This window comes from Rhodothermus marinus (genome assembly GCF_009936275.1).
Lineage (GTDB): Bacteria > Bacteroidota > Rhodothermia > Rhodothermales > Rhodothermaceae > Rhodothermus > Rhodothermus marinus_A.
On record NZ_AP019797.1, the window covers coordinates 2,867,222 to 2,891,996 of the forward strand.

Consider the following 24,775-nt stretch of genomic DNA (forward strand, 5'->3'; position numbering starts at 1 on the left):
GTTATTCGAGATGGTCACATCCGTGTCACAGCGCCATAAGAATTGTACACACCACCACCACGATCAGCAGAGTTATTTGCGATGGTAACATGTGTCAACGCTGGGCTTCCATAGCTGATATACACCCCTCCTCCCCTGTCTGCTGTATCACTACCATTTGCCAGCCCCTGCCGGATGATAAATCCATCCAGCACAGCGGTCGAATCAACATTTTCAGCCACCACCACATGATAGGCATTATTTCCCCGCAGCACATCAGGAATTCCATCCCCATCCGAATCGACATCATTCTGATCCAGATCTCCGCTCAGCACCGTCGGGTTGGCTTCCCAGTCGCGCTGGGAGCGGTCGGTTTCGGTGCCGGCGAAGCCGCCATAAATGGCCACGCCCCTTTTCATCCGGAACGACAGCGTCCGGTCGTTGTCCGTCAGCCCGGTGCCCTCGTCGGGGTAGTACACCCCCGCCGCCACCCAGATTTCATCGCCTGCCTGCGCCGCCGCCAGCGCATCCTGGAGCGACGTGCAGGCATCGGCCCAGGAACTGCCATTGTTGGTCCATCGCTTCATCAACAGAAGTGGCAGAAAACACGGGCATCGGCCCAGGAACTCCCATCGTTGGCCCCCGTCGCGTCTTTTTTCACGTAGATGATCCGCTGCGCCTGGGCGCTCGTGCCCAAAAGCAATGCCACCATCAGCCCGGTGGCCAGACCTCGTAGCATGCGTACTATGACTGCCCTATCGATTGGTGAACCCATCAGGAAACAAAAGGACCACTCCGCAACCGATCAGCACCTGCTTCCGGGAAGTGCCAGTTTTCCAGACGGGCCCCGTTCCTCACAACCGCAGAGGCACACCCCGGGGTACTTTCGGAATATATCGGCGATCGTCCGGCAACGCAAGCATCGCCGCCTGCAACGGCATTGCTTCAGACCGTATGCCTACGGCACCCGCTTTTGCAAAAACAACGTGACGACGTCCCGACTGATCAGCAACAATGCCTTCGCTTTATCCTTCAGGCGCCTTGAAGAAAGGTCCCGTTTCCATGCGGTCCAGTAGCCTCGCCGCTCGCAAAGCAACACCTCGAAGCCCGCACGTCCCACAAGCGTGTGTATATCGCGCAGGGAAAACGTATAGGGATGCCCTTTGTCGATTCGCAGAAGCTCAATCCAGAACCGCACGAATTTTCCCCAGCGATGATAGATATTCTGTCTGAAATAGAAGCAACCTCCCGGAACCAGCACCCGATGGATTTCTGCGATAACCTGAACCGGATCCTGGCAATGATCCAGCACATTGTCCATGATCACCAGATCGAAGCTTTCGCTCTCGAAGGGTAACGCTTCGCCCATACCCCTGTGATACACAACCTGCGGATCCCGGTACTTTCTGAACTTCTCAACGGACCTGAAGAAATCTTCCAGCGGATCTATGGCGTGTCGATAGCCGGAAGGCAGGTGGGTGACAATGCCTGCAGCCCCACTACCTACCTCCAGGATACGCGTATCCTGTTGTATCGTAAAAAAAGGCGCGATTCTCCTGATCAGATCCTCGGCATAGGTCCTGTAATAACGCAGATCCGTCCTGTCAGCAACGTGCTGCCACCAGTCTCGTTCGTAACGCTGGGCAAGCTGCCAGCGCTGCCGGTCGTTTTTTCGCATAGTCCCTGGCGTTTCGTCCGTCTATGAAAGATACGGTCTTTCGAAGACGGCTTTCCACGCAACGGCAAAGGGATCGACATTTTCCGGCCATGCTCATCATCGCGGCCCGTGAACAGGACGGCGGGCGGGGCGTTGCCTCTGGCAAAACAGAACCCCGGGTATGATTCCCCGCGAGCTGTTTCAGAAGATCCGGCGGCTGGAGGTGCGCACGCGCGGGCTGGTCGACAGCCTCTTCGGCGGCGAATACCACACGGCCTTCAAAGGACAGGGGATCACCTTTGCCGAAGTGCGGCCCTACCAGATCGGCGACGACGTGCGCACGATCGACTGGAACGTCTCGGCCCGCATGGGCGCGCCCTACGTGAAGCTGTTCGAAGAAGAACGGGAGCAGACGCTGCTGCTCGTGGTCGATGTGTCGGGCTCGCAGGGCTTCGGCGTGCGCGGCCGCACGAAGCGCGAGCTGGCCGCCGAGATCTGCGCCGTGCTCGGCTTCAGCGCGCTGCGCAACCACGACCGCGTGGGATTGCTGCTGTTTTCGGACCGGATCGAAGCGTTCGTGCCACCGCGCAAGGGACGTCGGCACGTGCTCCGGCTCGTGCGCGACCTCTACGCCTGCCGCCCCGGCTCGACGCGCACGGACCTGCGCGTGGCGCTCGACTACCTGATGCGCGTGCTGCACCGCCGCGCCATCATCCTGCTCCTGAGCGACTTTCTGGACATGCCGGACTTCGAGCGGCCGCTGCGGGCCCTGGCCCGGCGCCACGACGTGGTGGCACTCCAGCTCCAGGACCCCGTCGAGCAGACCTGGCCCGCCGTGGGGCTGGTCGAACTCGTCGATGCCGAGACCGGCCGACGCCGCTGGATCGACACGCGCAGCGCCCGCGTGCGCGCACACCTGGCCGAGCAGGCCCGCCGCCGACAGGCCGAACTGGAGGCCTGCTTCCGCCGCCTGCAGATCGACCACGTGTGCCTGCGCACCGACGCCGACTACGTGGAACCGCTGCTGGCCTTTTTCCACCGCCGCAACCGCCGTCGCTGATGCGCCACCTGCTGCTCGGACTGCTGCTTCTGCTGGGCTCGGCCGCGGCCGCACGCGGCCAGACGCCGCCCGAAGCCTACCTGTCGGCCGACACGGTGGCCGTCGGCGAACACTTCACGCTGACGCTGCACGTCGAACGTCCCGCCACCGCCCGACTGGAAGTGCCCACCGACAGCCTGCTGGGCGACCTGTACGTGCTCGAAGGGCCGCTGCGCTACAGCCGCCCGCTTGGCGGCGGCCGCCTGCGCGACAGCATCGTCTACGTGGTCACCACGTTCGCGCTCGACTCGGCACGGGTGCCGCCGCTGCCACTCGTGCTCCACACCGAGACCGAACGGTACCGGCTGACCACACCGCCGCTCCGGGTGGCCGTCCGGTCCATCGTCCCGCCGGACGCCGAAGACATTCGCGACCTGGCCCCGCTCGTGGAGTTTCCGGCCGCCCGGTGGCCCTGGCTGGCGGGTACCGCCCTGCTGGCGCTGTTGCTCGGGCTGGCCGCCTACCTCTGGCTGCGGCGACGACGTTCGGTCGTTCCGCCCCCACCGCCCCCGGCGCCCCGTCCCGATCCCTACCGGGTGGCCCTGGAACAACTGGCCGCGCTGGAGCCGCTGGCCGCACAGACGCCCGTCAAGCCTTTCTATGTGGCGCTGGCCGACGTGCTGCGCGGCTATCTGGAAGATCGCCTGGCGCTTCCGGCCCGCCACCTGACCACGCGCGAACTCATCGCTCACCTCGAGCGGTATCCCTCCCGGCACGTGGCCGGGCTGGCCGTGCCGATCCGACAGGTGCTCGAAGCGGCTGATCTGGTCAAATTCGCCGGTCGCACCTATCCGCCCGAGTACAACCGCCAGGTGCTGGCCGTCACCCGCACCCTGATCGAACGGCTGGAACTGAGCGTCCGGGTCGGCACTTCGACCCCGTCGGACGGTTCACCCATGCACGCAGTCCGATCCGGAAAGTCATGAGTAAAGAAACCTTCGCCTTCCCTCCAGAACTGATCGAACGGCTGGCGCGGGCGCGTTCGGTGGCCGTGCTGACGGGTGCGGGCATCAGCGCCGAAAGCGGTGTGCCGACATTCCGCGACCCCGGCGGCCTCTGGGAACGCTTTCGACCCGAGGAACTGGCCAACGTGCAGGCTTTCCTGCGCAACCCCGATCTCGTGCAGCGCTGGTACGCCTACCGCCGCAGGCTCGTCCGCGAAGTACAGCCCAACCCGGGGCATTATGCGCTGGTGGAACTGGAACGCATGGTGCCGGACTTCACGCTCATCACACAGAACGTGGACAACCTGCACCGCCGGGCCGGTAGCCAGCACGTCGTGGAGCTGCACGGCAACCTGCTGCGCAGCTACTGCATCGACTGCGGCCGCCCGGCCGACGAAGTGGATCTGGAAGCGGCCGCCGAAGGTAAGCCTGCCCGTTGTCCGACCTGCGGCGGGCTGATCCGGCCGGATGTGGTCTGGTTCGGCGAAATGCTCCCGGAAGAAGCTCTGGCCGAAGCCTACGCTGCCTGCGAACGAGCCGAGGTGTTTCTGAGCGTCGGCACCAGCGCCGTGGTTTATCCGGCCGCCGGGCTCCCGCTCGAAGCGAAGCGGGCCGGCGCCTACGTGGCCGAAATCAACCTGCAGCCGAGCGCCATCGCGGACGAAATGGATGCGCTACTGCTGGGCAAGGCCGGCGAGATTCTGCCCGCGCTCGTCGAAGCCGTCCGCCAGGCACGCGACGCCGGCTGACGCCGCCCCGGCTCATCTGAAAAAGGCGAAAAGAATGGCGAGAAGCGTGCCGAGCTGACCCACCCAGAAGATAAACATCCACCGAATCAGGTCGGCGCGCATCCCGGCCATCTGGGTGCTCAACTTCACCTCCAGGCGAGCGACCTCTTCGGTGATGCGGTGATCCAACCGTTTTTCTGTCTCGGCCAGCAATACCTCCAGCCGAGCCACTTCCTCCGCAATTCGTTTATCCAGTCGGGCGCCCTCCTCGGTCACCCGCCGCTCAAAGCGTTCTTCCAGAATGCCCAGCAGGTTGTCCCGCTCGTGATGGGCTGCTTCGTTCAAAAGCGCGATGAGCGCCTCGACGCCATCGTCGCCAAGCTTCTCACGCAGAACTTTCGGAACGGTCAGAATCGCCATAAGCCCGGAGTGGAAAATGCCGCTTCAGAGGAAATTCACGTATTTTCAGGAAAGTTCCTCATCTACTTTCTCAATAGCGCATGTGAGCAAGCACGGGCGCACACGACGGTGCGCCCCTACAGATCCTTGACGTAGGGGCGGACCCCTGTGTCCGCCCGATCATACCCGCCGGATCACGTCCGCCACACGGGGTGTGGCATCCTCAGGCACCAGTTCAGCGATCCCTTATCAGCAATCACCTCGCAGAACAAAAAAAGCCCTGACCAACGCCAGGGCCTTCGTTCAAGGCAGCGCCATGGTTCAACTGGTCGCCTGAACGGCTTCGACGCGGGTGATCTCGGGAACGGCCCGCTTGAGCACCTGTTCGATCCCGGCGCGAAGCGTCATCAGGCTCATGGGACAGGTGCCGCAGGCGCCCAGCAATTCCAGCTCGACCACGTAGTCTTCGGTCACGTTCAGCAGCCGCACCGATCCGCCGTCGGTCATCAGATAGGGGCGGATCATGTCGAGCGCTTCTTCGATGCGGCGATGGAGTTCCGGGTCGTCGGGCGCCAGCGGTCCGGTCGTGTGGGTGGTTTTCGTATCGGCCATGATGCGCACAGTTGCGTCTGCTGCTTTCAGAAAAACCCCTTAGCCGACGAATTGTTGCCGGTTTAGCGATAGAGGATCTCGACCCGCTGCGTCGGGGGCTGCTCGGCGTTGCGCAGGTTGACCTGTTCGACCACCTGCTCGGCCAGCCGGTAGAATGCCCTGGCCGAGGCGCTTTCGGGCTCGGCCAGCACGATCGGCTTGCCGAGGTCGCCGCCCTCGCGCACGGCTTCTTCGATGGGGATTTCGCCCAGGAAGGGCACGTCCAGTTCCTCGGCCAGCCGACGGGCGCCCCCACGCCCGAAGATGTAGTATTTGCGGTCGGGCAGATCCGGCGGTGAGAAATAGGCCATGTTTTCGACGATACCCAGCACGGGCACCTGCACGTTGTGGAACATGGCCACGCCCTTGCGGGCGTCGGCCAGTGCCACCGGCTGCGGGGTCGAGACGATGACGGCGCCGGTCAGTGCGATGGACTGGACGATGGTCAGCGGCACGTCGCCCGTACCCGGCGGCAGGTCGAGGATCAGGTAGTCGAGCTCACCCCAGTCGGCTTCGCCCAGAAACTGGCGCAGCGCCTTGGCCACCATGGGACCGCGCCAGATGACGGCCTGTTCGGGATCGACGATGAAGCCCATCGAGAGCAGGCGCACGTTGTGCCGCACCAGCGGCACGATCTTGCGCTGCTCGTTGACGCGCGGCTTTTCGTCGCGCACGCCGAACATGGTGGGCACCGACGGCCCGTAGATGTCGGCGTCGAGCAGGCCCACGACGTAGCCCTGCTGCGCCAGCGCCACGGCCAGGTTGACGGCCACCGTGCTTTTGCCCACGCCGCCCTTGCCGGAGGCCACCGCGATGAAGTTCAGCACGCCTTCGGGTTGCACCGACGGCATGGGGCCGCCGCCCTGCACCTCCAGGCCGATCATTTCGGCGTCGGTGTCGATCTGCACCGCCAGTTCCGGTCCGAAGGCTTCCTGCAGCAGCTTCCGGCACTGCTCGGGCGCCTGCCGGGCGAAGTCGGTATCAGGCCGGTTGAAGACCAGCGTAAACGAAACGCGTCCGTCTTCCACACGCAGGTTGCGCACCATCTTGAGCCGCACGATGTCGCGGCCGCGCTCCGGCTCGACGACGCGCGCGAGCACACGCAGCACTTCCTGAGGGGTGGGCATGGCGCTGAGGGTTCTGGCTTGTTCAGGGTGGCGCGAGTTGGGACCGCAGCCTGCCCGAATTGTTCCATTTCAGCGGCGGGCCAGATGGCGAAGGATCAGTCCGTGCCGCAGTCCGAAGGGGCTGACGTGGCAGACCTGCCAGCCGCCCCAGGCCATGACTTCGTGCAACAACAGCGCGCCCATCGGGAGCACATCGGCCCGGCCGGCCAGCAGTTCGGGCCAGAGCGCCCGCACGGCATCGGTCGGCATCTGCAGCAATCGGTCGCGCCAGGCGGCTACGGCGGCACGCGTCAGCGCAACCGGCGCCGGAAGCGGGAAGCGGCGCGCCTCCAGCGCGGCCAGCGACACGCAGGTACCGGCTACCCCCACCAGCACCGGTGCCGACGGCGGAATGATTTCGGCCAGCACTTTCCGGATCTGGCGCTGCGCCTCGGCAACGGCCTCAAGCGGTGGGGGCATTTCCGAAAAACAGCGCTCGGTCAGGCGCACCGTGCCGAGCGGCAGGCTCCGGGCAAACGTAATGGCGACGGTACCGTCAGGCCGACGCGTGCCCGCCACCAGCTCGGTCGAGCCGCCGCCGATGTCCACGGCCAGGCAGGGCCCTTCGGGCAGGCCGGGGGCGGCCAGCGCACCGGCCAGGCTCCACCGGGCTTCCTCGTCGCCGGAGATCACTTCGAGCTCGACGCCCAGCACTTCGCGCACCACTTCGGCCACAGCCTGCGCGTTGCGGGCTTCGCGCGTGGCACTGGTAGCCGCCACGATGCAGGCTTCGACGGCATGCGCCCGGAGCGCGTCGCGATAGGCTTCCAGCGTGCGGTGGAGTCGCTCCAGCGCGGCCGGACCGATCGTGCCGGTACGCTCCAGTCCTTCTCCCAACCGCACGAACCGCTCGGCCTCGTAGCGGGGTTGCAGCCGCCCGTCGGCCACCTCGGCGATGAGCAGCAGGGCCGTATTGGTGCCCAGGTCGATCGCGGCCAGCCGCACGGTTTCAGACCGTTCGTTTCAGCATGACGGCCCACCAGGCGTTCTCCGTCGCCTCGTGGATGGGCTCCAGATCGTGCGCGGCCGCCGTCTCCAGCATCAGCTCGCGCTCCTCGCGCAGCAGCCCTGAGAGCAGCACGTAGCCGGTGGGACGCACCTTTTCCCGAAAAGCCGGCAGCAACTCGCAGAGCACGCGCCGGTGAATGTTGGCGAGAATCAGATCGAAGTCGCGCTCGGGCACCACCTCGATGGATCCCTGTCGGAACTCGACGCGGTCGGCCACGCCGTTGCGGGCGAAGTTTTCCTGCGCATTTTCGGCCGCCCAGGGGTCGATGTCGAACGCAATGGCCGAGCCGGCCCCCAGCTTCAGCGCGGCAATGGTCAGAATGCCCGTTCCGGTGCCGGCGTCGAGCACCCGGGCGCCCGGCTCCACGCAGTCGGGCAGCATCTGCAGCAGCAGACGCGTACTTTCGTGGTAGCCGGTGCCGAAGCTCATTTTCGGATCGATCTCCAGCACGATGTGCGTGGCGTAGGCCTCGGGCACGGCATGCCAGCTCGGCTTGATCAGAAACGGTCCGACCGCGATGGGCTGCAGCTGCGACTCCCAGCGGGCGTTCCAGTTTTCCGGCTCGATCGTGCGCACCTCGATCTCGTCGGGCAGTCCCTGACGACGCAGCAGGTCACGCACGGCTTCCCGGACGGCCGCCCGCCACTGGGAGGCCGGCATGTAGGCTTTCAGACGATCGGGTTCCTCCCAGAAGGCCTCGAAACCCAGCGCGTCGAGCTGAATGACCAGCGGATCGTGGAGCGCCTCGGGCACGGGCAGCACCACCTCGATCGTCGGTTCACTGATTGAGACGCTCAATCCGGAGTCCCCAGGCTTCGGGTTCATCGGGTGCCGGATATTCGAACTGTCCATAGGCATGCGAAAAATCGGTCCGAAAATGCGCCGTGTAGGAGCCGGGCGGCAGCGTCAGCGTCGTGTCGGCCAGCCGGTTACGCGCATCACCACCGGCCGGGCGTGTGTGTTCCCAGGTCATCTCCCAGACGACCTCGCCCGTGCCGGTGCGTTCGATCCAGCCGTAATCGTACCGTCCGCTGATCGACAGTTCGCCCACCGCCCGGATGCGCAGCCGCGTGGGCCGGTCTAAAGTAAACGCCTGAACGCGATGTTCGTTGTTGCCGACGCGGGTCAGATCGACGAGCACCCGACCGGCAGGCAGCGGCGCGACGGTCGTGGTCGGCGGGCTTTCGGAAGTCGGCGGGGCCGCCTCGTCCAACAGGTGCAGTGCCTCCGGACCGGGCGCAAGCACGAAGAGCGTCACGCCCCAGCGCTCGGGGTGCTCGGGTTGTCCGTTGCGCCAGTCGCCGTAGGCATGGGAGTCGTCCGTGCGGTAGTGCAGCGTGTAGCGGCCGGGCCCGAGCACGAGCGCGGCAATTTCCAGGCGGTTGTTGGGATGGCCGCCGGCCGGGACCGAGTGGCTGCGGCGCATTTCCCAGACCACGGCGCCCGTGCTGTCGGTCAGCCAGGCATAGTCGTAGCGGCGATTGCGGGTGCCCAGCTCGCCCAGTGCATAGAGCAGGACTGACACGCTGTCGGCCGCGACGAAGTCGGCGCGGCGATTTTCATCGTTGCCGACGGCCGTCAGTTGCAGGACAGGCTGCAGCCGCTCCCAGGGATCGAAAAGGGCCACGCTTGTGTCTTCCGGATGCATCCGCCAGAGCGTCAGCCCCCAGGCGGCCGGATCGAGCGGTGGGTTGAAGCGCCAGTTGCCGAAGGCGTGGGCGTCGTCGGTCTGAAACCAGGCGCGATAGAGGCCGGGCGCCAGCGTCAGCGTGTCCAGCACCTGTCGGTTGCCGTGCCAGCCACCGGCCGGGCGGGTCTGCGCGTAGGTCATCTCCCAGACGCGCCGGCCTTCAGGAAGCTGCTCGATCCATCCGTAGTCGGCCGGCTCCGGATCGAACTCGCCCACCGCATAAAGGCGGACGCGCGTGGGGGCCTGCACCTCCAGCAGCACCATGCGGGCCATGGCCGAAGGCATGGGCGCGGCGGTCCAGAGCAGCGCCGGTCCGCCGGGAGGCAGTGGCCGATCGTCTTCCAGTCGAAGCGCGGCCACGTCGTCCAGCACCTGAAAGCGCAGCGTCCAGTCGCGACGACTGCGTGCCCAGGGCGCTTCGGGCGAGAGCCAGGCCCAGAAACCGGTGCGGCGTGACACGTCGCCCTGCGTGGTGAAAAAGACATCGTAGCGGCCGGGTGCCAGGCGAAGCGTATCGCGCACCCGGAAGCGCAGCGACTCGGTGCCGGGCGGCGGTTGCATCTGCCAGACGACGTGCCGATCGGCCGTGCGCAGCAGCCAGCCATAGGCGGCCGGTGCCGCTTCTTGCCCTTCGCCCGATCGGGCCCCGACGCCTTCCAGCACCAACCGGACCGGACGCGCGACCACCAGCACGCGGTGGTACAGGGCACCCGGCGCCATGTCGGCAAACACGACGACCTCGCCGGCCGGATGCGCCCGTCGCTGGCAGGCACGCAGGCCCACCAGCAACGCCAGCAACACCAGCACGACAAGCTGCCAGCGGATAAACGTGGTTCGCGACATGGCAGGGCCTCACCGGTTCGGGATCGGGCGTACGCGCACCGTCGGCCAAAAGTTACAACGACGTATACGCGCCGCCCTGCCCCTGGCGTTGTATTGATCAGAAAAAAAGCGTAACAAAGGCCCGCCGTTTTCAGTATGATGCAGACGACCGCGCACAGGCGGGCTTCGGATCGAGATTGCTTCGCGCCACGGAATTTTTCAGGTCTGCATGATACGCAACGTGACGATTCCCTCGCTGCAGCAGACGGAGATGCTGCTTCAGCAACGGCGCACCCGCCTGTTTCTGCTGTTGCCGTTCTTCGGGACCGGCTACATTCTGTCGGTTGTCTTTCATCTGCTGACCTGGAAGTCGGGCACGCCGCCCTCGACCTGGGTCCGTCTGTTCTACTACGACGGGCTCATGCTGATCACCTACGGCGCGTTGTGGCTGCTGCTCTGGGGCGAGACGCACCAGCGCGGCACCTCCCCGACGCGCACGTTCTGGAGTCTGACCGTCGCCTCGCTGCTTTTCCTGGGGCTTGGCTATCTGGTGCTGCGCATCGGCCGTCCGTCCGGCGATCTGGCTCTGTCGGCGCCGGTCACCGGCTTCGCCTACGAGACGGGCGTGCCGCTGACCTGGGCGGCCGTCGTGCAGATGAACGTGCTGGCCCTGCTCGAGGCGCTGCTGGCCTTCTGGCTGCTGCTGCAACTTCGGGGGCTGGTCCTGTTCAAACGCACGCGCCAGAGCGAGCGGAGCTGGCGCTGGATGCTGATCACCATGGCCGGCTCGGCCCTGCTGGTCGATCTACTCCAGCCGGGCGAATTCGTGCTGGCGCTGCTGCTGAGCCTGCCGGTCGGGCTCATGCTGCGCAATGCTTTTCGCGTCGCCTGGATTCTGTATCTGACCTTTCGCCAGAAGCTGCTGAACCTGGGGCTGACCGTGCTGGCCACCGGCGCACTGTCGGGCACGCTGGCCTTCACCAGCGGCCCGGCCCACGAATACGTCTGGCACTACAGCCCGGCCCTGAGCAGCTTCGTCAACCTGAGCCTGGCCTTTGGCATTCTCTATCTGGTCACCTCGTTTCTGTCGCTGCTCTTTCACCTGCCCACGACGGGCGCCTTTCAGCGGAAGGTGGACGAACTGGCCGCGCTCCATGCACTGATGCAGATGGTCAGCCAGGTGTTCGACGTGGAGCGGCTGACCGAGACGATCGTCCGGCTACCGGTCGAAGCCGGCGTGGCGCAGGCCGCCTGGCTGGCCCTGCCGGACTTTCAGACGACGTTCCGGCCCCGGATCGTGGCAGCTTACAACCTGCCGGAAGGTCAGACCCCGGAGGCGCTCGTGGACGTCGAAGCACTCTATCAGGAGGTGGCCACGCGGCGACAGTTTCTGTTGCTGGAGCAGGCGCTGACCGATCACCGGGTGCGGGCCCGGCCGGAGCACGGCATCGGCAGCCTGCTGGTCGTGCCGCTGATTGCCCGCAACGAGCTGCTGGGTGTGCTGTTCGTCACGCGCGAGGTGGCCTACGGCTTCGAACAGGACGACATTGAGGCCATCTCGGTGTTTGCCACGCAGGCGGCCCTCGCCCTCGACAACGCCCGCCTGCTCAGCGAACGTCTGGAAAAAGAGCGCCTGGCACGCGAGCTGGCCATCGCACGCGACGTGCAGCGCCGCCTGCTCCCCCAGCAACTTCCCCGACTTCCCGGCCTGCAGATCGTGGCCTCCAGCGTCCCGGCCCAGGAAGTGGGCGGCGACTACTACGACCTGCTCCAGCTCGACGACCATCGGCTGGCCTTCATCGTGGCCGACGTGGCCGGCAAGGGGACCTCGGCCGCCTTCTACATGGCCGAACTGCAGGGCATCTTCCGGGCTCTGAGTCCGCTCAACCCCGATCCGGTGGTTTTTCTGACGCAGGCCAATCAGGCGCTCTTCGAAACACTGGAGCGTAAGGCGTTCATCTCGGCCGTTTATGGCGTGTTCGATGTGGCAAAAGGCATGGTGACGCTGGCCCGCGCCGGCCATCCGCCCCCGATTCTCCTGCGCCCACACGCACCGCCGCGTCTGCTTCGACTCCAGGGATTGGGGCTGGGACTGGACCGGGGCGAACTCTTCCGCCGCACGCTGCAGCCCTGTACGCTCTCGCTTCAGGCCGGCGACCGCCTGCTGCTGTACACCGACGGCCTGATCGAAAGCCGCAACGACCGGGGCGAAGCCTTCGGCTACGATCGTCTGCTCCAGACCCTCGAAGCGCACGCACGGGACACCGCCGTGTCGTTGCACCGCCATCTACTCGAAGCGCTGGCGCAGTTTACCGGCCATCCCGCCTATGATGACGACCTGACCCTTGTTATCTTCCAGTGGCAGGAAGTGCCGATGCTTCAGGAAGCGCGGGACCGTCAGGACATGCAGGCGCAGACCGCCGGAGCGTCGGCCTCGACCGCCCAACCCTCGCAGCCTTCGAAGCAAGCGCCATGAGCAATTTTTCGGTAGGATTCCGACAGCACGACGGCGTGCAGATTCTGGATCTGCACGGAGAACTCGACGCGCACACGGCTCCGGAGCTGGAGGCCGCCCTACAACAGTGCCTGCAGAACGGCCACTACAACATTTTGATCAACGGGCGCGACCTGGACTACATCTCCAGCGCCGGGCTGGGCGTGTTTATGGCCTACATCGAAGAGATCCGCGAGAAAGGCGGTGATCTGAAGATTGCCGAACTCAAACCCGGCGTGTACAACGTGTTCGACCTGCTGGGTTTTCCGCTGCTGTTCGACATTCTGCCCTCGGAAACCGAAGCCCTGGAGCGTTTCGCCCGGGGCGAACGCCCGGCGCTTCCATCCTCCTGAGTAATCGGAGCCCGCCGTGAGCCGCGCGCTTTACACCCTCCGGATTCCCAGCTCGACGCGCTACCTGCAGACGGTACGGCGCTTCGTGGAGCGGCATGCTCGCGCGGCCGGCCTTTCGGAGGAGGCGATCGAGCGGCTCAAACTGGCCGTCGATGAAGCCTGCACGAACATCATCAAACACGCCTACAAGGGACGTCCGGACCGGCCCATCGACGTGGCCGTGCTGCTCGAGCCGGACCGCTTCGTCGTACGCATCCGCGACCAGGGCGAAGCGTTCGATCCGACCCGCTACCGCGCGCCCGATCTGCGCACGCTCATCCGGAAGCGTCAGGGCGGCGGTCTGGGCGTGCGGCTGATCCATCAGCTCATGGACGAGGTCACCTACCGGAGCCAGGGACGCTACAACGAAGTGCAGCTCATCAAATACCTGACCCCTTCCGACACGGCCCTGCCGCCCTCGGCCAGCGCCTGAGCTACCGCCGTCCCCGATAGAGCGACGCGATCCCGAACGTCAGTGGCTTCCACTGCAGATCCCGAAAGCCCACCTTTTCCATACGGCGCAGAAAATCCGGGCCGTCCGGGAAGGCCTCAACGGAGGCCGGCAGGTAGCGATAGGCTCCTTCGTCGCGCGACAGCCAGGCGCCGATGCGCGGCAGCACGTGATGGGCATACCAGCGGTAGAGCGTGCGAATGACCGGTGTGCGCGGGCGGCTGAACTCCAGCACCACCAGCACCCCGCCCGGCCGCAGGACCCGGTAGCTCTCGCGCAGTCCGCGCTCCAGGTTTTCGAAGTTGCGCACGCCGAAGGCCACCAGCACCGCATCGAACTGGGCGTCGGAAAACGGCAGCTTCTCCGCGTCGCCCCTGCGCAGCACCACGCGCTCGCTCAGCCCCAGCCGATCCACTTTCTGCCGGCCGACCTGCAACATCGATTCGGCGATGTCCACCCCTACGACACGCTCGACGGGCAGGCGACGTGCCACCTCGATCGCCAGGTCGGCCGTGCCGGTGGCCACGTCCAGCACACGCCGCGGCTGCTCCGGCGCGATCATTTCCACGGCCCGCCGCCGCCAGCGCCGATCGATGCCGGCGCTCAGGATGCGGTTGAGCAGGTCGTAGCGCGGCGCGATGGCATCGAACATGGCCGCCACCTGCCGCTTTTTGCCCCGCTTCTCTCCAATCGGCGGATAGTGCTTGCGACGACGCGGCATCAGCCCAGCAACTGGGTCAGCTTGAGCAGCTCGTAATCTATGGTTTTCTTGCGGCTGTAGACGTGCTTGAGCGGCGTGAGTTTGATCTCGCCGTTGACCACGCCTACCATCACGTTCGTGTGTCCCTGCAGTAGCGCCTCGACGGCCGCCGACCCCAGCCGACTGGCCAACACGCGGTCGCGCGCCGTGGGCGAGCCACCCCGCTGCGTATGCCCCAGAATGCACACCCGTAGATCGATCTTAGCGAAGGCCGGATCCTCACGTAGCTCCTGAGCAATCTGCGTGGCACCGCCGTGTTCGTCACCTTCAGCCACCACAACGATCGATGAGCGGGACTGGGCCGACATCAACGAAAGAATGCGTTCCTTGATCTCCTCGATGTCGGTGAACGTCTCCGGAATCAGCACCATCTCCGCCCCGCTGCCGATGCCACAGTTCAGCGCGATGAAACCGGCGTCGCGCCCCATCACCTCGACCAGAAACAGCCGGTCGTGCGCATCGGCCGTGTCGCGAATGCGGTCGATGTTCTGAATGGCCGTGTTCATGGCCGTATCGAAGCCAATCGTCTCGTCGGTGCCGAACAGGTCGTTGTCGATCGTGCCCGGGCACCCGACGATCGGAATGTGGTGTTCCTCATAGAAGACGGCGGCCCCACGAAACGTCCCATCGCCCCCGATGGCCACCAGCGCATCGATGCCGGCCTTGCGGAGCTGCTCGGCCGCCTTCGCCCGGCCTTCGGGAGTCATGAAGGCCTTCGAGCGGGCACTTTTGAGAATGGTCCCGCCGAGTTGCAGGATGTTCGACACGGAGCGGCCGTCCATTTCCACGAAGTCGCCCTCGATCATGCCGGCATAACCACGCCGGATACCCACCACCTCCAGATCGTGGGCAATGGCCGTGCGCACCACGGCCCGGATGCAGGCGTTCATGCCGGGGGCATCGCCACCGCTGGTGAAGACCCCGATACGTCGAATTTCTTCCATAGGGCGCCTGTCTGGTTGTGTGCATCTGTGGGCAACCGGAAGCGTCTGCTTTACCGCCGACGCGGATCGAGCGGACGCGCCACGACAATGCCCACCTGGGCGGGGTTGTTCTGCACGTACGTTTGAAGATCCGGCGAAACCCTGACGCCACCCTGTGGCGAGGCGTGCAACAGTCCACGCCGACCATCCGCACCTACATAGACAAGCCCGACGTGCACCACGTCGAGCGTCGGCTCGCGGGCCACGAAGGCCACGATGTCGCCGGGCTGCAGACGCTCTGCGATACGGCGTATTTCATCGCGGGGCAATACGAAGCGTTCCCGTGCGCTCAGCGCTTCCTCGACGCGCCGGATGCACTGCCAGGTGCTGTCGGCCGCCAGGTGCGGATACAACGTGCGGTGCTCGCTCATGAAGCGAATGCGGCGCCGCATGGGTCGGCCACCCAGTTCGCGGGTGATGTCGCGCACCAGCCCGCGCCGGGCGTTGTCGTCGATCCAGTCGGTAAAGTAATGGAGCCGGCTGCAGTAGCCGTTCATCCGGCCGTCGCGGTAGCGCAACTGTTCTACGCGTTGCTGCAAGCCGGTCAGCGTCGTGTCGCCCAGCACCACGCCCTGCGCCAGCGCCAGCACGCTCTCGACGAACAGCACGCAGTCGAAGCGGTCGAGCGGCGTCAGCAACGTCTCGGCCGGAGCAGCGTCGAGCATTCCGGCGGCGTACGGAGCGCCCCGGAGCTGCAGACCCAGCGCCTGCATGACCTCACCCAGCGGTCGCGCCGCCAGCTGCTCCTGACGGGCGTGGCGCATCAATTCGGTAAAACGAGCCTGCAGGGCCGAGTCCGGTCCGACCACCAGCAGACTTCCGATCAGCAATAGCGTCCAGCTCATGGCTCCAAGTTACGAACATCCGACGCCCAGCGCACCGGCAGCGCCACGGCCTCGGCCAGCCGCTGCTCAAAATCTGCCCGCGAGATCTCCTCGGCGCCAAACTGATGAAAGTGGGGCGTCAGGAACTGGATGTCCAGCAGGCGAAAACCCTGCCGTCGCAGGTGCGCCACCAGATGCACCAGCGCCACCTTGGAAGCCTCCGAGACCCGATGAAACATCGACTCGCCGAAGAACGCCCCGCCGATGCAGACGCCGAACAGCCCTCCGACCAGCCGCCCTTCCTGCCAGCATTCGACGCTGTGGGCATGCCCCACCCGGTGCAATGCCCGGTACATGTCCGCAAGCGCCGGTGCGATCCACGTCTGTGGACGGTCGGCGCAGGCGGCCACCACGTCGTCGAAGGCCCGGTCGAACGTCACCTGAAAAACGCCGCGCCGCACCAGGCGGGCCAGGTTGCGCGGCACGTGGAAGCGATCAAGGGGAAGAATCGCCCGCGGGTCCGGCGCATACCAGTAGATACGTCCGTCCTCCGGATCGGCCATCGGAAAATAGCCCTGCCGATAGGCTGCCAGTACCTGAAGCAGGAGCCGTTCTTCCCCGGGAGACCGCCCCGCCGGTTTCTTCATGGCGGTGTGTCCATGCTATTCCCCCAGCAGCTCGCGCAGGCGCTGTTCGATGATCTGCTGGCGGTAGCGTTCCCGCTCGCTCAGACGCGCTCGAAGCAGACGGAGCTGCTGTTCGAGCCGGGCGATCTCGCGACGCCGGTTTTCCTGTTTGCGTTCAAAGACCTGTTCCAGTTGCCGGCGCAACTCGGCGATGGCCTGCTCGCGCTCCGGCCCCTCCGGCATCTGTCGGATCCGCATGGCCTGAAGCTGCAGGGTCTCTTCCCAGTGCCATTCTTCCGCGATCTGCCGGGCCAGCTCGGCATCCTGCTGCTGCACGTGCCTCAGATACGTTTCCCACTCCAGGCGTGGAAGCAGCCGCACCTGCTCCGAAAGTGCAGCGGCCCGCCGCCGGAGGGCTTCCAGACGTTCTTCCAGTGCCGCCGTGCGCACCTGGCGCCACGTTTCCATGTTCCGAGAAAGGCGCTCGGCCTCTTCCTGCAGCGCCCGCGCCTGTTCGATCAGCTCCGCCATGACCGCCTCCATCCGGTCGGTCGTATCGCCAGAGGCCGGCGGTGCCGGGATGAAAATCTCCCGGTCAAACAGCTGCTGCGGCGCAACCGGCACAATCCGGTCCCCTTTCACCTGGAAGAACTGTCCGTTCAGGGAAAAGACCGGGCTTTCGTCACCGAAGAACTGAAGCTGCAACGACAGGTCCGACGTGATTGTCGCTCGTTCGGCCTGCAGGTCGAATGCGACCGGCTGGCCGTCCAGCCAGACCTTTCCGTTCCGGATCTCGAGCGTGCGCTGCGCAAGCGCACCGCCGGCGCCGAGCGCCAGCATCAACCCGATCAACAAGCAGCACCGGACAGGTCCGCGACGGTTCATGGCGATCCACCCCGGGTTTGCGGTTCAGTGGTTGCGCCGGGAAGCAGGGACCAGACCCGGTCGGCCACTGCCGGTCGGCCATGCCTCGAGCGGCAAAGCCGGCTCCCATTCGGGCGTGCTCCGGGCCTCCAGCAATTGCAGCTGACGGTAGATCTGCTGCACTGCCTCCCGGTCATCCCACCGGAGCAACATCTGTGGCGGTTCAGAGCGGGCAGCGGCTTCCGCCTGCGCCATCAGGTGGAGCCAGGCTTGCAGTTCGACGGGTTCCGGCGTGGTAGGAACCTGCTCGGCCACCACCACGCCCGGCCGCTCCAGCGGCTGGTCGGTCCAGAACCGGTACCAGACGCCGCCGACCATCACCAGCAGCGTCAGGGCCCCGGCGGCCACACGCCAGCGCCAGCGACGTAGCCCCCGGCGTGCCGGCCGGTCGGCGGCCACCGGCCGGGCGGCCGCCGCCACGATCCGATCGATGACGGCCGGATCGGGCCGACGGCGCGGCCGCGTATCCAGCCAGCCCTTCACCTCCTGCAACGCCCGCCATTCGGCCGCCAGCTCCGGATCCTCCTCGGGCGCCACGCCGTTGGGCAGTGCCTCGCCGTAGAGCAGGCGGATCAGATGCAGCCGCTTGTCTTCCATCGAACCCGGTACTTCCTGCCGTGGTAGCCGTTTGCTCATTCCGAAGCCGGTTGTTTCTGAGGCTGCAGCATCATTTTGCGCAGATTGATCAGCGCGTAGCGCATGCGTCCCAGCGCCGTGTTGATCGAGACGCCGGTCAGCTCGGCGATCTCCCGGAAGGTCAGCTCCGCCTCCTGGCGCAGCAACAGCACCTCGCGTTGCTCGGGCGGCAGGCGTTCGATGCAGGCGGCCAGGCGTTCCTGCAGCTCGGCCTCTTCCAGCAGCTCATCGGCGCCGGGCGTCTCGTCCGGCAACCGATCCCAGAAGCTTCCGCCTTCCTCGCCGTCTTCCGGCGTTACATCCTGCCAGCGCCGTCGGCTGCGCAGGTAGTCGAGCGCCGCATTGCGGGCGATGCGCAGCACCCAGGCCAGCCAGCGTCCCTGACGCGTGTAGGACGCCCGCTCCTGGCGGAGCGCCGCCAGCACGCGCAGGAAGGTTTCCTGAAACAGGTCATTGGCCACCTCCGGGTCGCGCACCATCCCGAGCAGATAGCCGTAGATCCGCTCCTGATGGCGCTCGACCAGCCGGCGAAACGCCTGCGCGTCGCCCCGCTCCAGGTAGGCCGCGACCAGTTGATCGTCGGTAGGATGCATCCGCAGGTCTGACTTCCGGAAGATGCCTGCGCAGACACCTTCCTTAACGAAGAATCCCGGGGTTTTATTGTTTACCCGGCCCGGAGTTCGCGAAACCCCCGAAACGTCCGGGTGTTAGTGCTACGCCCTGAAGCAACCGACCTAAAAAGGCGATGGCGGAACGTTCGACCCCGGCAACTCAGCCCCGCACCAACGGCCAGACGGGCCGCACCTTTGGCTTCGAGACGCGCATGCTGCACGCGGGCCACATCCCCGACGCCGTCACGGGCGCCCGCGCTGTGCCGATCTACCAGACGACCTCCTACGTCTTCGACGACGTGGACTACGCGGCCCAGCTCTTCGAGCTCAAGCAGTACGGCAACATCTACACGCGTATCAACAATCCCACGACGGCCGTTTTCGAAGAGCGCATGGCCTCGCTCGAAAACGGCACCGGGGCCGTGGCCACCTCCAGCGGCATGGCAGCCCAGTTTCTGACGTTGATGACGCTGCTGCAACCGGGCGATGAGATCGTCGCCTCCAAGCACCTGTACGGCGGCACCAAGACCCAGCTCACCCACACTATCAAAAAGCTGGGCGTGACAGTCCACTTCGTCGATCCGACGGACTTCGATGCCTGGGAGGCTGCCATCACGCCCCGCACGCGGGCGCTCTACGGCGAGACGATCGGTAACCCGCAGGGTAGTATCCTCGACATCGAGCGGCTGGCCGAACTGGCCCACGCGCACCGGATCCCGCTCATCGTCGATAACACGTTCGCCACGCCGTACCTGTGCCGACCTATCGACTGGGGTGCCGACATCGTCGTACACTCGGCCACCAAGTTCATCGGCGGGCACGGCAACTCGATCGGCGGTGTGGTCGTCGAAGCCGGCACGTTCGACTACAGCCACTTTCCCACGATCGCCGAGCCGTCGCCCTCCTACCACGGCCTGCGTTTCTACGACACGTTCGGCCATCACGGCTTTCTGATGAAGCTCCGGGCCGAAACGCTGCGCGACGTGGGCGCCTGCCTGTCGCCCTTCAATGCGTTCCTGCTCATTCAGGGACTGGAGACGCTCTCGATCCGCATGGAGCGGCACGTGGCCAACGCCCGCGCCGTGGCCGAATTTCTGAAGGATCATCCGAAAGTGGCCTGGGTGGCCTATGCCGGCCTGCCCGACAGCCCCTACTACGAACTGGCCCAGAAGTACACGCCGCTGGGTCCGGGCGCCGTCTTCACGTTCGGGCTCAAGTACGGCAGCGAAGGGCCGCGCGCGGCCGGCAAGAAGTTCATCGAATCGCTCCAGCTCTTTTCGCACCTGGCCAACGTGGGCGACGTGCGCAGCCTGGTGATCCACCCGGCCACGACCACACACCAGCAGCTTTCGGACGAGGAACTGGAAGAAGCGGGCATCAAGCCCGAAATGATTCGCCTGTCGATCGGACTGGAAACCCTGGAGGACCTGCTATGGGACTTGGATCAGGCCCTGCATGCGATCTGACGCTGAACTCGATCCTGCCGCCTGAGCTGCGGGAAAAGTACCAGAACCCGGCCGTCATCCGGAAAGTGCTGGCCGAGTCGCGCACGATCGCGATCGTCGGACTCTCGACGGACCGGCAGAAGGCCAGCCACTTCGTGGCCACTTATCTGCAGTATGCCGGCTACCGGATCATTCCGGTACATCCCCGTGCCAAGGAAATTCTGGGCGAGCGGGCCTACCCGGACCTGCTGAGCATCCCGGAGCCGGTCGATGTGGTGGACGTGTTCCGTCCGGCCCACGAGTGCCCCGAGTACGCCCGCCAGGCCGTGGAGATCGGCGCCAAGACGCTCTGGCTGCAGCTTCGCATCGTGAGCCTCGAGGCGGCGCAGATTGCCGAGGCGGGCGGGCTGCAGGTGGTGATGGACCGGTGCATCAAGATGGAGCACGGCCGCTACAACGGCAGCATGCACTGGGTGGGCATGAACACGGGCATCATCACGGCCCGTCGCGCCCGCCGCTGGTTCTAAAGCACCAGGTCCAGCGCTTCGTGGAGCGAACGCACGCCCACGACCTCCAGGCCGTCGGGACGCAGCAACCCTTTCAGGTGATGGGCGGGCACGAGCGCCTGCCGAAAGCCCAGTCGGGCGGCCTCGCGCAGGCGAACGTCCAGCTGTCCCACACCCCGGATCTCGCCGCCCAGCCCGACCTCGCCGATCAGCACCGTGCCGGTATCGGCCGGGATGTCCCGAAACGACGAGGCCACGGCCACCAGCACGCCCAGATCGGCGGCCGGCTCCTCCAGTCGCAGCCCGCCCACCACGTTCACGAACACGTCGTGGGCGGCCAGCCGCAACCCTTCCCGCTTTTCGAGCACGGCCAGCAGCATCTGTAGCCGTCGGTAGTCGAAGCCGGTTGCATTGCGCTGGGGCGTGCCGTAGGCCGTGGGTGTCACGAGCGCCTGGATCTCGACGAGCACCGGTCGCGTGCCTTCGAGCGTGCAGACCACCGTCGAGCCGCTGGTACCGTAACGCCGCTCCGACAGAAACAGCGCGCTGGGGTTGTCGACGGCCCGCAGGCCGGTTTCGTGCATCTCGAAGACGCCGATCTCGTGCGTGGCACCAAAGCGATTCTTGACGGCCCGTAGAATCCGGTAGGCGTGGTGGCGGTCGCCTTCGAAGTAGAGCACCGTATCGACCATGTGCTCCAGCACGCGCGGGCCCGCAATGGCGCCCTCTTTGGTCACGTGCCCCACCAGAAAGACCGGCACGTGCGTCGTCTTGGCATAATGCATGAGCAGCGCGGCGCTTTCGCGCACCTGACTGACCGAACCCGGCGCGCTTTCCAGCTCGGGCCGGTAGACGGTCTGGATCGAATCGACCACGAGCACATCCGGCGCGACCCGGCGGGCAGCCTCCAGAATCGCCTCCAGGTTCGTTTCGGCCAGCAGCAGCAGGTTGTCGCCTTCGACGCCCAGCCGGCGGGCCCGCAGCCGCACCTGGCGGACGGACTCCTCGCCCGTCACGTAGAGCACGCGCCGATCGGGTAGATAGCGGGCCAGCTCGGTCATCAGCGTACTCTTGCCGATACCGGGATCGCCCGCCAGCAGGATCAGCGAGCCCGGCACGATGCCGCCGCCGAGCACCCGGTCCAGTTCGGCTACGCCGGTCACCAGCCGTGCCTCTGCTTCGAGCGGCACGGCCGAGAGCGGCACCGGATCGGCGCCCGGCGCCTCCGCCACGCGACGCGGCACGCGCGCCTTCACCGGCGTCGGCACCGTCTCCTCCACCATCGTATTCCACCCGCCGCAGTCCGGGCAGCGGCCCATCCAGCGCGGCGCTTCGTAGCCGCAGGCCTGACAGACGTATCGCGTCGATGAACGCGCCATGAGATTTGTCCCCAGGTGAAACCCCTTCTTCGCTCCTCGTGTTACGTTCGCCTGGCTACCGGCGGCTTCCTGCACGGAAGCCCTGCTTGCACACGCTCACGGGCTGGCGAAGTTGCGTCGCATGCAAAGCGCACTGTCACGGTTTTTGCTACCCTTCCGGGCACTGGGCCAGTACACGTTGCTGCTCGTTCACGCGTTCTCGGCCCTGGGCGAATTCAAGACGTACCGGAAGAACCTGTTCGATCAGATGGTGCGCATCGGGATCGATTCGATTCCGATCGTGTCGATGGCCGCTGCGTTCTCCGGCGCGGTGATGACCGTGCAGACCGCCTATCAGCTCGTCTCGCCGTTCATTCCCAAAACGGTGATCGGGGCCGTCGTGGCGCCCTCGATGATCCTGGAGCTGGCCGTGGTGGTGACGGGCTTCATCCTGGCCGGACGCGTGGGCGCCCGTATCGCCGCCGAGCTGGGCACCATGCGCGTGACCGAGCAGATCGACGCGCTCGAAGCCATGGGCCTGAACTCGGTCAGTTACCTGGTGGTCCCCCGTGTGCTGGCCGGTGTGATCATGTTGCCGGTGCTCTACGTGATCGCCACGTTCGTCGGGATCGTGTCCGGTATCCTGGTGGCCAACATCGGCGGATTTCTCTCAACGGGCGAGTTTCTGCAGGGTGCCCGCCAGTTTTTCAAGCCGTTCGACCCGATTTTCGGCGTGATCAAAGCCTTCGTGTTCGGCTTCGTGATCACATCGATTTCCTGCTACAAAGGGTATTTCACGCAGGGCGGCGCCGAGGGCGTCGGACGCAGCACCACGCAGGCGGCCGTCTTGAGCTGTGTGTACATCCTGGTGGCCGATCTGGTCCTGGCCGTTCTATTGCTGTAGCGCCATGATTCGCGTAGAACATCTCTACAAGAGTTTCGACGACCGGCCCGTGCTGGTGGACGTCTCGCTGGAGATTCGCGACGGCGAGACGCTGGCGATCATTGGCCGCTCGGGTTCGGGCAAAAGCGTCCTGATGAAGCATCTGATCGGCCTGCTCAAACCCGACCGGGGCCGCGTGCTCGTCGATGGCGTGGACATCAACGCGATCTCTTACGAGGAGCTGCGCCGGATTCGCCGCCAGTTCGGAGTGCTGTTCCAGAGCGGTGCGCTGTTCGACTCGATGAACGCCTTCGAGAACGTGGCCTTCCCGCTGCGCACGTTCACCAGTCTGTCGGAAGAAGAAATCCGGCGGCGTGTGCAGGAGTGCCTGGAGCTGGTGCAGTTGCCGGACGTCGGTCCCAAGATGCCCGATGAGCTTTCGGGCGGCATGAAGAAACGCGTGGCGCTGGCCCGCGCCATCGCCCTCCAGCCTCGCTACGTGATCTACGATGAGCCCACCACGGGACTCGACCCGGAGACGGCCAACGCGATCGACGAATTGATCCGCGACCTGAACCACCGGCTCAACGTAACGGGCATCGTCGTCACGCACGACATGCACTCGGTGCTTTCCGTGGCCGATCGTGTGGCCTTCCTCTATCAGGGACGCATGCACTGGGTGGGCACCATCGAAGAGTTGCACCGCAGCGACGACCCGACCCTGCTTGCCTTCGTGAAAGCCAGCGAGTACCAGATTGGTCAACCGATCCCCCGAAGCGCATGAACGCGACCATGACTTCTTATCGCAACGAGATCAAAGTAGGCGTGGCGCTGGTAGTGGCCGCGCTGATTCTGTTTTTCGGCACCCGTTTTCTGCTCAACCTGCCCCTGTTTGAGACAACGGCCACCTATGAGACGCTGCTACCGGACGCCAGCGGGCTGGTGGACGGCAGCGTGGTGCGCCTGAAAGGCGTGGTGGTCGGTCGGGTGACGGACGTGCGCTACGATCCGCAGAGCGGCATGGCCCGCGTGCGATTTCAGATCAACGGCAGCATTCCCCTGCCGGAAGGCTCCTATACGCGCATCGCCGGGCTGGCCATGTTCGGCAACGTGGAAATGGAGATCGTTCCCGGCCCCGCCGGCAACCCGCCGCTGCGGCCGGGCAGCCGGCTACCGGCCCATACCGATGGCGGGCTGGACGCGCTGGTCGAAGAGGCCCCCGCCGTGCTCGAACGTCTGAACACACTGCTGGGACGCTTCGACGTGGCCGCCGAGGCCGCCGCCACCCAGCTCAGTGCCCCGGGCAGCGACCTGCGCCAGACGCTGCTGGCCCTCCGCCAGAGCAGCCAGACGCTGGCCACCCTGCTCCAGCGCGAGCAGCAACACATCGAGCGCACGCTGGAAAACCTCGCGGCCACCTCCACGCAATTGCGCGACGCCACCGGCCCCACGGCCGACTCCATTCAGGCCGCCGCCGCGCAACTCCGCCACCTGCTGCGCCGCCTGGACGCCAGCACGGCCTCGCTGGAGCAGGCCACCGCTTCGCTCGACCTGATCCTGGACCACATCGCCAGCGGCCAGGGTACGCTTGGCCGTCTCATCTACGACGAAACGCTCTACCTGAAGCTCGACACGACGCTCACCGGCCTGAACCGCATCCTGCGCGACTTCGAGACGAACCCCGGCCGCTACCTGCGTGAACTCCGCCTGATCGATGTGTTCTGAGGCGATGGTGCCC

General features: G+C 65.6%; 28 protein-coding genes. 11 read left to right on the top strand and 17 right to left on the bottom strand.

Annotation, left to right across the window (positions count from 1 at the left end; all coding sequences use genetic code 11):
* Positions 1-14 precede the first annotated feature (14 nt).
* The 3 genes from GYH26_RS15095 to GYH26_RS12495 form a co-directional block, all read right to left on the bottom strand.
* Entirely contained in the window at positions 15-566 is a 552-nt protein-coding gene (locus GYH26_RS15095) for a hypothetical protein (RefSeq protein ID WP_197738532.1), read from the bottom strand.
* Positions 566-718, bottom strand: coding sequence for a hypothetical protein (locus tag GYH26_RS12490; RefSeq protein WP_161541931.1), 153 nt, complete (start codon positions 716-718; stop codon positions 566-568). The genes GYH26_RS15095 and GYH26_RS12490 overlap by 1 nt, the downstream gene beginning before the upstream one ends.
* A gap of 219 nt (positions 719-937) precedes the next feature.
* Complete coding sequence (locus tag GYH26_RS12495; RefSeq protein ID WP_161541932.1) at positions 938-1,657, bottom strand: class I SAM-dependent methyltransferase; 720 nt, start codon at positions 1,655-1,657, stop codon at positions 938-940.
* Between the two features lie 160 nt (positions 1,658-1,817).
* Here GYH26_RS12495 and GYH26_RS12500 point away from each other — a divergent pair, with 160 nt between their 5' ends.
* From GYH26_RS12500 to GYH26_RS12510, 3 genes are read left to right on the top strand one after another with little or no spacing between them, the layout of a single operon-like run.
* Positions 1,818-2,696, top strand: coding sequence for a DUF58 domain-containing protein (locus tag GYH26_RS12500; RefSeq protein ID WP_161541933.1), 879 nt, complete (start codon positions 1,818-1,820; stop codon positions 2,694-2,696).
* Positions 2,696-3,661 carry a hypothetical protein gene (locus GYH26_RS12505; protein WP_161541934.1) on the top strand — a complete coding sequence of 322 codons (966 nt, stop codon included), beginning with the start codon at positions 2,696-2,698 and terminating at the stop codon, positions 3,659-3,661. The genes GYH26_RS12500 and GYH26_RS12505 overlap by 1 nt, the downstream gene beginning before the upstream one ends.
* On the top strand, positions 3,658-4,428 hold the full coding sequence (locus tag GYH26_RS12510; RefSeq protein ID WP_161541935.1) for an SIR2 family NAD-dependent protein deacylase: 771 nt from the start codon (positions 3,658-3,660) through the stop codon (positions 4,426-4,428). Before GYH26_RS12505 ends, GYH26_RS12510 begins: the two co-directional genes overlap by 4 nt.
* 12 nt (positions 4,429-4,440) lie before the next feature.
* Here the strand turns inward: GYH26_RS12510 and GYH26_RS12515 are convergent, their stop codons facing one another.
* From GYH26_RS12515 to GYH26_RS12540, 6 genes are all read right to left on the bottom strand, one after another.
* Positions 4,441-4,827, bottom strand: coding sequence for an LA_3696 family protein (locus GYH26_RS12515; RefSeq protein ID WP_161541936.1), 387 nt, complete (start codon positions 4,825-4,827; stop codon positions 4,441-4,443).
* Between the two features lie 300 nt (positions 4,828-5,127).
* Positions 5,128-5,418, bottom strand: coding sequence for a NifU family protein (locus GYH26_RS12520; RefSeq protein ID WP_012844813.1), 291 nt, complete (start codon positions 5,416-5,418; stop codon positions 5,128-5,130).
* 62 nt (positions 5,419-5,480) lie between these two features.
* A complete protein-coding gene (locus GYH26_RS12525) occupies positions 5,481-6,584 on the bottom strand; it encodes an Mrp/NBP35 family ATP-binding protein (protein ID WP_161541937.1) in 1,104 nt (367 codons plus the stop codon).
* A gap of 69 nt (positions 6,585-6,653) precedes the next feature.
* Positions 6,654-7,568, bottom strand: a complete 915-nt coding sequence (locus GYH26_RS12530) for a diol dehydratase reactivase ATPase-like domain-containing protein (RefSeq protein ID WP_161541938.1) — start codon at positions 7,566-7,568, stop codon at positions 6,654-6,656.
* Positions 7,569-7,572: 4 nt separating this feature from the next.
* The gene (prmA, locus tag GYH26_RS12535; protein WP_161541939.1) at positions 7,573-8,457 is read right to left on the bottom strand and encodes a 50S ribosomal protein L11 methyltransferase; all 885 of its coding nucleotides are present in this window, start codon (positions 8,455-8,457) and stop codon (positions 7,573-7,575) included.
* On the bottom strand, positions 8,411-10,165 hold the full coding sequence (locus tag GYH26_RS12540; protein WP_161541940.1) for a hypothetical protein: 1,755 nt from the start codon (positions 10,163-10,165) through the stop codon (positions 8,411-8,413). The genes prmA and GYH26_RS12540 overlap by 47 nt, the downstream gene beginning before the upstream one ends.
* Positions 10,166-10,373: 208 nt before the next feature.
* On the opposite strand from GYH26_RS12540, the gene GYH26_RS12545 reads away from it, so the two are divergent.
* Genes GYH26_RS12545 through GYH26_RS12555 form a run of 3 tightly spaced genes read left to right on the top strand, consistent with a single transcriptional unit; the run spans position 10,374 to position 13,463 of the window.
* Positions 10,374-12,620, top strand: a complete 2,247-nt coding sequence (locus GYH26_RS12545) for a PP2C family protein-serine/threonine phosphatase (RefSeq protein ID WP_161541941.1) — start codon at positions 10,374-10,376, stop codon at positions 12,618-12,620.
* Entirely contained in the window at positions 12,617-12,991 is a 375-nt protein-coding gene (locus GYH26_RS12550; RefSeq protein ID WP_161541942.1) for an STAS domain-containing protein, read from the top strand. The genes GYH26_RS12545 and GYH26_RS12550 overlap by 4 nt, the downstream gene beginning before the upstream one ends.
* A gap of 16 nt (positions 12,992-13,007) precedes the next feature.
* Positions 13,008-13,463: an ATP-binding protein gene (locus tag GYH26_RS12555; RefSeq protein WP_012844820.1), complete on the top strand. Its 456-nt coding sequence runs from the start codon at positions 13,008-13,010 to the stop codon at positions 13,461-13,463.
* 1 nt (position 13,464) lies between these two features.
* Here GYH26_RS12555 and ubiE read toward each other — a convergent pair whose 3' ends face one another.
* The 7 genes from ubiE to GYH26_RS12590 are packed head-to-tail and all read right to left on the bottom strand — an operon-like array spanning position 13,465 to position 18,827.
* Positions 13,465-14,202 (bottom strand): bifunctional demethylmenaquinone methyltransferase/2-methoxy-6-polyprenyl-1,4-benzoquinol methylase UbiE, encoded by a 738-nt coding sequence (gene ubiE / locus GYH26_RS12560; RefSeq protein WP_161541943.1) that lies wholly within the window; start codon positions 14,200-14,202, stop codon positions 13,465-13,467.
* Entirely contained in the window at positions 14,202-15,185 is a 984-nt protein-coding gene (pfkA, locus tag GYH26_RS12565) for a 6-phosphofructokinase (protein WP_161541944.1), read from the bottom strand. The genes ubiE and pfkA overlap by 1 nt, the downstream gene beginning before the upstream one ends.
* A gap of 50 nt (positions 15,186-15,235) precedes the next feature.
* A complete protein-coding gene (locus GYH26_RS12570) occupies positions 15,236-16,069 on the bottom strand; it encodes an N-acetylmuramoyl-L-alanine amidase-like domain-containing protein (protein WP_161541945.1) in 834 nt (277 codons plus the stop codon).
* Positions 16,066-16,695, bottom strand: coding sequence for a leucyl/phenylalanyl-tRNA--protein transferase (aat, locus tag GYH26_RS12575; RefSeq protein WP_161541946.1), 630 nt, complete (start codon positions 16,693-16,695; stop codon positions 16,066-16,068). The genes GYH26_RS12570 and aat overlap by 4 nt, the downstream gene beginning before the upstream one ends.
* A gap of 15 nt (positions 16,696-16,710) precedes the next feature.
* Entirely contained in the window at positions 16,711-17,559 is an 849-nt protein-coding gene (locus tag GYH26_RS12580; RefSeq protein WP_242006419.1) for a hypothetical protein, read from the bottom strand.
* A gap of 24 nt (positions 17,560-17,583) precedes the next feature.
* Complete coding sequence (locus tag GYH26_RS12585) at positions 17,584-18,234, bottom strand: hypothetical protein (RefSeq protein ID WP_174238085.1); 651 nt, start codon at positions 18,232-18,234, stop codon at positions 17,584-17,586.
* Positions 18,231-18,827 (bottom strand): RNA polymerase sigma factor, encoded by a 597-nt coding sequence (locus GYH26_RS12590; RefSeq protein WP_161541947.1) that lies wholly within the window; start codon positions 18,825-18,827, stop codon positions 18,231-18,233. The genes GYH26_RS12585 and GYH26_RS12590 overlap by 4 nt, the downstream gene beginning before the upstream one ends.
* A 152-nt stretch (positions 18,828-18,979) precedes the next feature.
* Here GYH26_RS12590 and GYH26_RS12595 point away from each other — a divergent pair, with 152 nt between their 5' ends.
* Positions 18,980-20,311 (top strand): O-acetylhomoserine aminocarboxypropyltransferase/cysteine synthase family protein, encoded by a 1,332-nt coding sequence (locus GYH26_RS12595; RefSeq protein WP_161541948.1) that lies wholly within the window; start codon positions 18,980-18,982, stop codon positions 20,309-20,311.
* The gene (locus GYH26_RS12600) at positions 20,278-20,817 is read left to right on the top strand and encodes a CoA-binding protein (RefSeq protein WP_161541949.1); all 540 of its coding nucleotides are present in this window, start codon (positions 20,278-20,280) and stop codon (positions 20,815-20,817) included. The genes GYH26_RS12595 and GYH26_RS12600 overlap by 34 nt, the downstream gene beginning before the upstream one ends.
* On the opposite strand, the gene radA is transcribed toward GYH26_RS12600, so the two are convergent.
* Positions 20,814-22,175, bottom strand: a complete 1,362-nt coding sequence (gene radA / locus GYH26_RS12605; RefSeq protein ID WP_012844830.1) for a DNA repair protein RadA — start codon at positions 22,173-22,175, stop codon at positions 20,814-20,816. The two genes, GYH26_RS12600 and radA, sit on opposite strands and share 4 nt — an antisense overlap.
* 121 nt (positions 22,176-22,296) lie before the next feature.
* On the opposite strand from radA, the gene GYH26_RS12610 reads away from it, so the two are divergent.
* From GYH26_RS12610 to GYH26_RS12620, 3 genes are read left to right on the top strand one after another with little or no spacing between them, the layout of a single operon-like run.
* On the top strand, positions 22,297-23,058 hold the full coding sequence (locus tag GYH26_RS12610; RefSeq protein WP_161541950.1) for an MlaE family ABC transporter permease: 762 nt from the start codon (positions 22,297-22,299) through the stop codon (positions 23,056-23,058).
* A 4-nt stretch (positions 23,059-23,062) separates the two neighbouring features.
* Positions 23,063-23,821, top strand: coding sequence for an ABC transporter ATP-binding protein (locus tag GYH26_RS12615; protein WP_161541951.1), 759 nt, complete (start codon positions 23,063-23,065; stop codon positions 23,819-23,821).
* Entirely contained in the window at positions 23,818-24,762 is a 945-nt protein-coding gene (locus GYH26_RS12620; RefSeq protein ID WP_161541952.1) for an MlaD family protein, read from the top strand. Before GYH26_RS12615 ends, GYH26_RS12620 begins: the two co-directional genes overlap by 4 nt.
* Positions 24,763-24,775 lie beyond the last annotated feature (13 nt).

What these genes read in the sequence shown, in the direction of transcription:
- GYH26_RS15095 (WP_197738532.1), bottom strand. Translation starts at nt 566, where the DNA reads ATGAAGCGATGGACCAACAATGGCAGTTCCTGGGCCGATGCCTGCACG.
- GYH26_RS12490 (WP_161541931.1), bottom strand. Translation starts at nt 718, where the DNA reads ATGCTACGAGGTCTGGCCACCGGGCTGATGGTGGCATTGCTTTTGGGC.
- GYH26_RS12495 (WP_161541932.1), bottom strand. Translation starts at nt 1,657, where the DNA reads ATGCGAAAAAACGACCGGCAGCGCTGGCAGCTTGCCCAGCGTTACGAA.
- GYH26_RS12500 (WP_161541933.1), top strand. Translation starts at nt 1,818, where the DNA reads ATGATTCCCCGCGAGCTGTTTCAGAAGATCCGGCGGCTGGAGGTGCGC.
- GYH26_RS12505 (WP_161541934.1), top strand. Translation starts at nt 2,696, where the DNA reads ATGCGCCACCTGCTGCTCGGACTGCTGCTTCTGCTGGGCTCGGCCGCG.
- GYH26_RS12510 (WP_161541935.1), top strand. Translation starts at nt 3,658, where the DNA reads ATGAGTAAAGAAACCTTCGCCTTCCCTCCAGAACTGATCGAACGGCTG.
- GYH26_RS12515 (WP_161541936.1), bottom strand. Translation starts at nt 4,827, where the DNA reads ATGGCGATTCTGACCGTTCCGAAAGTTCTGCGTGAGAAGCTTGGCGAC.
- GYH26_RS12520 (WP_012844813.1), bottom strand. Translation starts at nt 5,418, where the DNA reads ATGGCCGATACGAAAACCACCCACACGACCGGACCGCTGGCGCCCGAC.
- GYH26_RS12525 (WP_161541937.1), bottom strand. Translation starts at nt 6,584, where the DNA reads ATGCCCACCCCTCAGGAAGTGCTGCGTGTGCTCGCGCGCGTCGTCGAG.
- prmA (WP_161541939.1), bottom strand. Translation starts at nt 8,457, where the DNA reads ATGAACCCGAAGCCTGGGGACTCCGGATTGAGCGTCTCAATCAGTGAA.
- GYH26_RS12540 (WP_161541940.1), bottom strand. Translation starts at nt 10,165, where the DNA reads ATGTCGCGAACCACGTTTATCCGCTGGCAGCTTGTCGTGCTGGTGTTG.
- GYH26_RS12545 (WP_161541941.1), top strand. Translation starts at nt 10,374, where the DNA reads ATGATACGCAACGTGACGATTCCCTCGCTGCAGCAGACGGAGATGCTG.
- GYH26_RS12550 (WP_161541942.1), top strand. Translation starts at nt 12,617, where the DNA reads ATGAGCAATTTTTCGGTAGGATTCCGACAGCACGACGGCGTGCAGATT.
- ubiE (WP_161541943.1), bottom strand. Translation starts at nt 14,202, where the DNA reads ATGCCGCGTCGTCGCAAGCACTATCCGCCGATTGGAGAGAAGCGGGGC.
- pfkA (WP_161541944.1), bottom strand. Translation starts at nt 15,185, where the DNA reads ATGGAAGAAATTCGACGTATCGGGGTCTTCACCAGCGGTGGCGATGCC.
- GYH26_RS12570 (WP_161541945.1), bottom strand. Translation starts at nt 16,069, where the DNA reads ATGAGCTGGACGCTATTGCTGATCGGAAGTCTGCTGGTGGTCGGACCG.
- aat (WP_161541946.1), bottom strand. Translation starts at nt 16,695, where the DNA reads ATGAAGAAACCGGCGGGGCGGTCTCCCGGGGAAGAACGGCTCCTGCTT.
- GYH26_RS12580 (WP_242006419.1), bottom strand. Translation starts at nt 17,559, where the DNA reads ATGAACCGTCGCGGACCTGTCCGGTGCTGCTTGTTGATCGGGTTGATG.
- GYH26_RS12585 (WP_174238085.1), bottom strand. Translation starts at nt 18,234, where the DNA reads ATGAGCAAACGGCTACCACGGCAGGAAGTACCGGGTTCGATGGAAGAC.
- GYH26_RS12590 (WP_161541947.1), bottom strand. Translation starts at nt 18,827, where the DNA reads ATGCATCCTACCGACGATCAACTGGTCGCGGCCTACCTGGAGCGGGGC.
- GYH26_RS12595 (WP_161541948.1), top strand. Translation starts at nt 18,980, where the DNA reads ATGGCGGAACGTTCGACCCCGGCAACTCAGCCCCGCACCAACGGCCAG.
- GYH26_RS12600 (WP_161541949.1), top strand. Translation starts at nt 20,278, where the DNA reads ATGGGACTTGGATCAGGCCCTGCATGCGATCTGACGCTGAACTCGATC.
- radA (WP_012844830.1), bottom strand. Translation starts at nt 22,175, where the DNA reads ATGGCGCGTTCATCGACGCGATACGTCTGTCAGGCCTGCGGCTACGAA.
- GYH26_RS12610 (WP_161541950.1), top strand. Translation starts at nt 22,297, where the DNA reads ATGCAAAGCGCACTGTCACGGTTTTTGCTACCCTTCCGGGCACTGGGC.
- GYH26_RS12615 (WP_161541951.1), top strand. Translation starts at nt 23,063, where the DNA reads ATGATTCGCGTAGAACATCTCTACAAGAGTTTCGACGACCGGCCCGTG.
- GYH26_RS12620 (WP_161541952.1), top strand. Translation starts at nt 23,818, where the DNA reads ATGAACGCGACCATGACTTCTTATCGCAACGAGATCAAAGTAGGCGTG.